At 68.0% G+C, this 5,821-nt stretch carries 14 protein-coding genes; all 14 read right to left on the minus strand.

Annotation, left to right across the window (positions count from 1 at the left end; translation table 11 throughout):
* Nucleotides 1-11: 11 nt before the first annotated feature.
* Nucleotides 12-749: a 50S ribosomal protein L5 gene (rplE, locus tag VMR86_01605; protein HTO05725.1), complete on the minus strand. Its 738-nt coding sequence runs from the start codon at nt 747-749 to the stop codon at nt 12-14.
* The gene (gene rplX / locus VMR86_01610; protein ID HTO05726.1) at nt 742-1,053 is read right to left on the minus strand and encodes a 50S ribosomal protein L24; all 312 of its coding nucleotides are present in this window, start codon (nt 1,051-1,053) and stop codon (nt 742-744) included. Before rplX ends, rplE begins: the two co-directional genes overlap by 8 nt.
* On the minus strand, nt 1,053-1,421 hold the full coding sequence (gene rplN, locus VMR86_01615) for a 50S ribosomal protein L14 (GenBank protein HTO05727.1): 369 nt from the start codon (nt 1,419-1,421) through the stop codon (nt 1,053-1,055). Before rplN ends, rplX begins: the two co-directional genes overlap by 1 nt.
* Nucleotides 1,418-1,666, minus strand: coding sequence for a 30S ribosomal protein S17 (gene rpsQ, locus VMR86_01620; protein ID HTO05728.1), 249 nt, complete (start codon nt 1,664-1,666; stop codon nt 1,418-1,420). The genes rplN and rpsQ overlap by 4 nt, the downstream gene beginning before the upstream one ends.
* On the minus strand, nt 1,663-1,857 hold the full coding sequence (rpmC, locus tag VMR86_01625) for a 50S ribosomal protein L29 (protein ID HTO05729.1): 195 nt from the start codon (nt 1,855-1,857) through the stop codon (nt 1,663-1,665). Before rpmC ends, rpsQ begins: the two co-directional genes overlap by 4 nt.
* The gene (rplP, locus tag VMR86_01630) at nt 1,854-2,267 is read right to left on the minus strand and encodes a 50S ribosomal protein L16 (GenBank protein ID HTO05730.1); all 414 of its coding nucleotides are present in this window, start codon (nt 2,265-2,267) and stop codon (nt 1,854-1,856) included. The genes rpmC and rplP overlap by 4 nt, the downstream gene beginning before the upstream one ends.
* Before the next feature lie 17 nt (nt 2,268-2,284).
* Nucleotides 2,285-2,962 carry a 30S ribosomal protein S3 gene (gene rpsC / locus VMR86_01635; GenBank protein HTO05731.1) on the minus strand — a complete coding sequence of 226 codons (678 nt, stop codon included), beginning with the start codon at nt 2,960-2,962 and terminating at the stop codon, nt 2,285-2,287.
* An 8-nt stretch (nt 2,963-2,970) separates the two neighbouring features.
* Nucleotides 2,971-3,318, minus strand: coding sequence for a 50S ribosomal protein L22 (gene rplV / locus VMR86_01640; protein ID HTO05732.1), 348 nt, complete (start codon nt 3,316-3,318; stop codon nt 2,971-2,973).
* Nucleotides 3,318-3,641 (minus strand): 30S ribosomal protein S19, encoded by a 324-nt coding sequence (gene rpsS / locus VMR86_01645; protein HTO05733.1) that lies wholly within the window; start codon nt 3,639-3,641, stop codon nt 3,318-3,320. The genes rplV and rpsS overlap by 1 nt, the downstream gene beginning before the upstream one ends.
* The gene (gene rplB, locus VMR86_01650) at nt 3,641-4,468 is read right to left on the minus strand and encodes a 50S ribosomal protein L2 (GenBank protein ID HTO05734.1); all 828 of its coding nucleotides are present in this window, start codon (nt 4,466-4,468) and stop codon (nt 3,641-3,643) included. The genes rpsS and rplB overlap by 1 nt, the downstream gene beginning before the upstream one ends.
* Entirely contained in the window at nt 4,468-4,758 is a 291-nt protein-coding gene (locus VMR86_01655) for a 50S ribosomal protein L23 (protein ID HTO05735.1), read from the minus strand. Before VMR86_01655 ends, rplB begins: the two co-directional genes overlap by 1 nt.
* Nucleotides 4,755-5,327, minus strand: coding sequence for a 50S ribosomal protein L4 (rplD, locus tag VMR86_01660; GenBank protein HTO05736.1), 573 nt, complete (start codon nt 5,325-5,327; stop codon nt 4,755-4,757). Before rplD ends, VMR86_01655 begins: the two co-directional genes overlap by 4 nt.
* Before the next feature lie 24 nt (nt 5,328-5,351).
* A complete protein-coding gene (gene rpsJ / locus VMR86_01665; protein HTO05737.1) occupies nt 5,352-5,660 on the minus strand; it encodes a 30S ribosomal protein S10 in 309 nt (102 codons plus the stop codon).
* 18 nt (nt 5,661-5,678) lie between these two features.
* Nucleotides 5,679-5,821: elongation factor Tu (locus tag VMR86_01670; GenBank protein HTO05738.1), on the minus strand; the 143-nt coding region annotated here is incomplete at its 5' end.

Raw genomic sequence — 5,821 nt, forward strand, 5'->3', positions numbered from 1 at the left:
GCCATGGATCCTCACGTCCTGAACGGCATGCCCAGACCGGTGAGGAGCGCGAGGCCCTCCTCGTCGGTCGTGGCGCTGGTCACGATCGAAACGTTCAAGCCCCGGATCTTCTCGACCTTGTCGTAGTCGACCTCGGGGAAGATGATCTGCTCGCGCACGCCGAGCGTGTAGTTGCCGCGGCCGTCGAAGGCGCGCGGAGACACTCCGCGGAAGTCGCGCACGCGCGGCAGCGACACGTTGATCAGCCGGTCGAGAAACTCCCACATGCGCTGGCGTCGCAGGGTCACCGACACTCCGATGCGCTGGTTCTCGCGCAGCCGGAAGTTCGCGATCGCCTTCTTCGACTTCTGGATGATCGGCTTCTGGCCGGTCATGCGCGCGATCTCGTCGGCCGCCGCGTCGAGCAGCTTCGGGTTCTGAGTGGCTTCGCCGAGGCCCACGTTCAGCGTGATCTGCTTCAGCCGCGGCACCTGCATGGCGCTCTTGTAGGCGAAGCGCTTCTGCAGCGCGGGCGCGACCGAGTTGCGGTAGGTCTCGAGCAGGCGCGGGACGTAGTTCTCCACCACGACCGGCGGCGTGGCCGGCTCGTCGCGCTGGGGCGCGGCCGCCTTCTTGGGCGCAGCCTCGCCCTTCTTCTCGGCCTTCTTCGCCGCGCGCGCCTCGGCCTTGGCCAGCGCCTCGGGTGAGTTCGCGAGCTCCAGGTTCTTCGGCTTCTTCTTCTTCTTCTCTTCTTTCTGTTCTTCAGCCATCGATCGCCTCGTCGTGCTTCACGCTCCAGCGCAGCTTCACGCCATCCACGGTGCGGAACTGCACGCGCGTGGTCTCTCCCTTGTGGACCAGCGCCACGTTGGAGAGGTGCACGGGGACCTCCTTGTCGATGATGCCGCCCTGGCGCACGGTCGCCGTGGGCTTCTGGTGCTTCTTGCGCAGGTTCACGCGCTCGATCAGCACGCGCTGGCGCTCGTTGTCGACGCTCAGCACCGAGCCCCGCTTGCCGCGCTCGCGGCCGACCATCACCTGGACGGTGTCTCCTTTGCGAATGCGCGCGGCCATCACAGGACCTCGGGGGCGAGCGAGATGATCTTCATGAAGCGCTTGGCGCGGAGCTCGCGCGCAACCGGCCCGAAGATGCGGGTGCCGATCGGCTCGCGGTTGTTGTCGACCAGCACCACCGAGTTGTCGTCGAAGCGGATGTAGCTCCCGTCCGAGCGGCCGATCTCCTTCTTGGTCCGCACGATCACCGCCTTGTGGAGCTGCTTCTTCTTCACGCGCGAGCCCGGCAGCGCTTCCTTCACCGACACCACCACGATGTCGCCGATCGACGCGTAGCGGCGCTGAGAGCCGCCCAGCACCTTCACGCAGAAGACGCGGCGCGCGCCGGAGTTGTCGGCGACCTCGAGCACGGACTGCATCTGGATCACGCCAGCTTCTCCTGCACGCGCCAGCGCTTGCGGCGCGAGATCGGACGTGACTCCACGATGCGCACGCGGTCGCCCACCTTGAGCGCGTTCGACTCGTCGTGCGCCATGAAGCGCGTGCGCTTGCGCACGTACTTCTGGTACAGCGGGTGGAGGACGGTGCGACTCACTTCGACGACGACGGACTTGTCCATCTTGTCGGAGACCACCACGCCGTCTTGGGTCCGGCGCAATCCCCGCATGCTCATGACTTCTCCTTCCGCTCGGCCTGGACGGTGAGTGCGCGCGCGAGGTCACGGCGCGCCAGGCGAAGCGTCGCGTTCTTCTCCAGCTGCTGGGTCGCGAGCTTGATGCGCAGGTCGAAGACCTGGTCGCGCATCTCGTTCACGCGGGACTCCAGCTCGGCGTCCGACAGCTTGCGCAGGTCGGCGGGCTTCATACGTCGGTCCTCTCGAGGATGCGCGTGCGCACGCCGATCTTGTGACCCGCGAGGCGCAGCGCCTCGCGCGCCGTGGTGCGGTCGAGGCCCCCCATCTCGTAGAGCACGCGGCCCTGCTTCACCACCGCGGCCCAGTACTCGGGGTTGCCCTTGCCTTTGCCCATGCGTGTCTCGGGCGGGCGCTTGGTCATCGGCTTGTCGGGGAAGATGCGGATCCAGACTTTTCCGCCGCGCTTGGCGTGGCGGGTCATCGCGACGCGCGCGGCTTCGATCTGGCGCGCGGTCACGAGTCCGTGATCGAGCGCTTGCAGGCCGTACTCGCCGAAGGCGAGCTCCGACCCGCGGTACGCCTTGCCGCGCACGCGACCCTTCTGGACTTTGCGGAACTTGGTTCGTTTGGGTTGCAGCATGACTTACCTGGAGCCAGTTACCTGGTCTGGGCTTCCTCGGGTGCGCCGAGCCGATGCTCGTGCAGCTTGGCGTCCGGCACGTAGCCACTGAACACCCAGCACTTCACGCCGATGATTCCGTAGGGGCAGCGCGCCTCCCAGAAGCCGAAGTCGATCTGGGCGCGCAGCGTGTGCAGCGGCACGCGCCCTTCCATGTACTGCACGACGCGCGACATCTCGGCGCCGCCCAGCCGGCCGGCGACCTTGAGCTTCACGCCCTGGGCGCCGAACTTCAGCGCGGCGCTCATCGCCTTCTTCATGGCGCGGCGGAACGCGACGCGGCGCTCGAGCTGGAGCGCGATGTTCTCGGCGATCAGCTGCGCGTCGGTCTCGGCCTTCCGGACCTCGCGGATGTTGATGAACACCTCGTTCTTGGTCATCTCGCCGACTTCGCGGCGCAGCGCGTCGACGTCGGCGCCGCGCTTGCCGATCAGGATGCCCGGGCGCGCGGTGTGGATGTTGACCGACATCTTCTCGGCACGGCGCTCGATCACGATCCGGCTGATGCCCGCGTGGAACGCCTTCTGCTTGATGAAGTCGCGGATGCGCAGGTCCTCGTGCAGGAACGGCGAGTAATTCCGTTCCGAGAACCAGTTCGACTGCCAGCCGTTGATGACTCCGAGCCGGAAGCCGTACGGATGTACCTTCTGTCCCACGCGCTCTCCTACCGTTCCTCGAGCACGACGGTCACGTGACTCGTGCTCTTCTTGATCCAATTGGCGCGGCCCTGTGCGCGCGGGCGGATGCGCCAGCCGCGCGGGCCGTCGGTGACGGTGACCGTCTTGACGTAGAGGTTGTCGAGATCGATGCCGGCCTGGTGCCGCGAGTTGTGCTCGACCGCGTTGGCGAGCGCCGAGCGCAGCACCTTCTCGAGCGGGCGCGCGGCCGACTTCTCGCACGAGACCAGGATCTCGAGCGCGCGCGAGGCGGGCTTGGCGCGGATCAGGTCCGCGACCAGCCGGCCCTTCTGCGGGCCGAAGCGCACGCCCGTGAGCTTCGCGCTGACTTCCATCACCCACCTGCCTTGGGCGCCGGCGGGGCGGGCGGCGCGCCGCTCGGGGCGGCCTTCACCTTGCGGTCACCCGAGTGCACGACGGGCTTGCGCGTGGGCGCGAACTCGCCGAGCCGGTGACCGACCATGTTCTCGGTCACGAACACGGGCATGAACAGGCGTCCGTTGTGGACGTGCAGCGTGTGACCGATCATCTCGGGCGTGATCATCGAGCGCCGCGACCAGGTGCGGATGATCTGGCGGCCGCCCGACTGAGTCAGCCGCTCGATCTTCTTGGCCAGCGACGGCTGGACGTACGGTCCCTTCTTGACGGAGCGCGCCATTACTTCTGTCCTCGGCGGCGCACGATGAAGCGATCGGTGCGCCGGTTGTTGCGCGTCTTGTGACCCTTGGTCGGCTGGCCCCACGGGCTCACCGGGTGGCGACCGCCGGACGTGCGGCCTTCGCCGCCGCCATGCGGGTGGTCGACGGGGTTCATGGCCACGCCGCGCACGTTCGGCCGGATGCCGAGCCAGCGCGAGCGGCCGGCCTTGCCCACCGAGATGTTCTCGTGCTCGGCGTTCCCGACCTGGCCGATCGTGGCGAGACACTGCGCGAGCACCATGCGCGTCTCGCCCGACGGCAGCTTGAGCTGCGCGTACTTGCCCTCGCAGGCCATGAGCTGCGCGCCCATGCCGGCCGAGCGCACCATCTGTCCGCCGCGGCCGGGCTTGAGCTCGACGTTGTGCACCAGCGAGCCGGTCGGAATGACTCGCAGCGGCAGCGTGTTGCCGGGCTTGATCTCGGCGCGCTCGCTGGTCTGGATGATGTCACCCACCGAGAGCCCGGTCGGCGCCAGGATGTAGCGCTTGTCGCCGTCTTTGTAGTGGAGCAGCGCGATGCGCGCGCTGCGGTTCGGGTCGTACTCGATCGCCGCGACCTTGGCCGGGATGTTCCACTTGTCGCGGCGCAGGTCGATGTCGCGCAGCTTGCGCTTGTGACCGCCGCCGCGCTGGTAGCTCGTGATCTTGCCGCGGTTGTTGCGGCCGCCGCTGGCGCGCTTGCCCTTGGTGAGTCGCTTCTCGGGCTTGGCCTTGGTGATCTCCACGAAGTCGGGCACGGACATGCCGCGCCGGCCGGGAGAGGTGGGTTTGAAGTTGCGGACCGGCATCACACTCCCTCGAAGAACTCGATCGAATCGCCGGCGCGCAGCCGCACGCGCGCCTTCTTCCAGCCCGGGCGCTGGCCCTGGTGCCGGCCGACGCGGCGCATCTTGCCGCGCACGTTCAGCGTGCGGACGTCTTCCACGGTCACGTCGAAGAGCGTCTCGACGGCGCGCTTGATCTCGGTCTTGTTCGCGTCGGGGTGCACCGCGAAGGTCACGATGTTCTGGCTCTCGCGCTCGATCGTGCTCTTCTCGGTGATCACCGGGCGGCGAATCACCTGGCGCAGGTCTTTCACGACAGTCTCTCCACCACCGCGGGCACGGCATCGCGCAGCAGCACCAGGTGTTTGCGCAGCAGCACGTCGCGCACGTTCAGCCCGGCGACCGGCAGCACGCGCACGTGCGGCAGGTTGCGGCCGGAGAGCTCGATCACGCGGTCGCGCTCCTTGGTCACGATCAGCACGTCCTCGGCGCCCAGGTCGCGCAGCTTCTTGGCCAGCGCCTGCGTCTTGGGCTCTTTCAGGCCGAGTGAGTCGACGACCAGCACGCGCTCTTCGCGCTTGCGCAGCGAGAGCGCGGAGCGCAGCGCCGCCTTGCGCACCTTCTTGGGCACGTTCACCGAGTAGTCGCGCGGGCGCGGGCCGTGCACGACGCCGCCGCCCGCCCAGTGCGGGGCGCGCGTGGTGCCCTGGCGGGCGCGGCCGGTGCCCTTCTGGCGCCACGGCTTCTGTCCGCCGCCCGAGACCAGCGCGCGGTTCTTCACCGCCGCGGTGCCGGAGCGCCGCGCGGCCTGCTGGGCGACGTTGACCGTGAACAGCAGGTCACTGCGGATCGGCGCGTCGAAGATTTTCGGATCGAGGTCCATGGGAGCTTCCCTGCTGCGAGTGACTTAGAGCTTGATCTCCACGTCCACGCCGGCCGACAGCTCGAGCTTCATCAGCGCGTCGACGGTCTGCGGCGTGGGGTCGAGGATGTCGATGAGTCGCCGGTGGGTCCGGATCTCGAACTGCTCGCGCGACTTCTTGTCCACGTGCGGCCCGCGCAGCACGGTGTACTTCACGATCGTGGTGGGCAGCGGGATCGGCCCGGCGGTGCGGGAGCCGGTGCGGATCGCGGTGTCGAGGATCTCCGAGGCGCTCATGTCCAAGAGCTTGTGGTCGAACGCCTTCATGCGGATCCGGATTTTCGGGGTGCCGATCTCTGCCGCCATGACGAGTTACTCGATGACCTGGGTGACGACGCCGGAGCCCACGGTGCGGCCGCCTTCGCGGATCGCGAAGCGCTGGCCCTGGTCCATCGCGATCGGCGTGTGCAGCTCCACCGAGATCGTCACGTTGTCGCCCGGCATCACCATCTCCG

The organism is Myxococcota bacterium (genome assembly GCA_035498015.1).
Lineage (GTDB): Bacteria > Myxococcota_A > UBA9160 > SZUA-336 > SZUA-336 > VGRW01.

Excerpts from the sequence above, each read along its gene's own strand:
- rplD (HTO05736.1), bottom strand. The coding sequence starts at position 5,327 with ATGGACCTCGATCCGAAAATCTTCGACGCGCCGATCCGCAGTGACCTG.
- rpsS (HTO05733.1), bottom strand. The coding sequence starts at position 3,641 with ATGGCGCGCTCCGTCAAGAAGGGACCGTACGTCCAGCCGTCGCTGGCC.
- rplB (HTO05734.1), bottom strand. The coding sequence starts at position 4,468 with ATGCCGGTCCGCAACTTCAAACCCACCTCTCCCGGCCGGCGCGGCATG.
- rplX (HTO05726.1), bottom strand. The coding sequence starts at position 1,053 with ATGGCCGCGCGCATTCGCAAAGGAGACACCGTCCAGGTGATGGTCGGC.
- rplP (HTO05730.1), bottom strand. The coding sequence starts at position 2,267 with ATGCTGCAACCCAAACGAACCAAGTTCCGCAAAGTCCAGAAGGGTCGC.
- rplV (HTO05732.1), bottom strand. The coding sequence starts at position 3,318 with ATGGAAGTCAGCGCGAAGCTCACGGGCGTGCGCTTCGGCCCGCAGAAG.
- rpmC (HTO05729.1), bottom strand. The coding sequence starts at position 1,857 with ATGAAGCCCGCCGACCTGCGCAAGCTGTCGGACGCCGAGCTGGAGTCC.
- rpsQ (HTO05728.1), bottom strand. The coding sequence starts at position 1,666 with ATGAGCATGCGGGGATTGCGCCGGACCCAAGACGGCGTGGTGGTCTCC.
- rplE (HTO05725.1), bottom strand. The coding sequence starts at position 749 with ATGGCTGAAGAACAGAAAGAAGAGAAGAAGAAGAAGAAGCCGAAGAAC.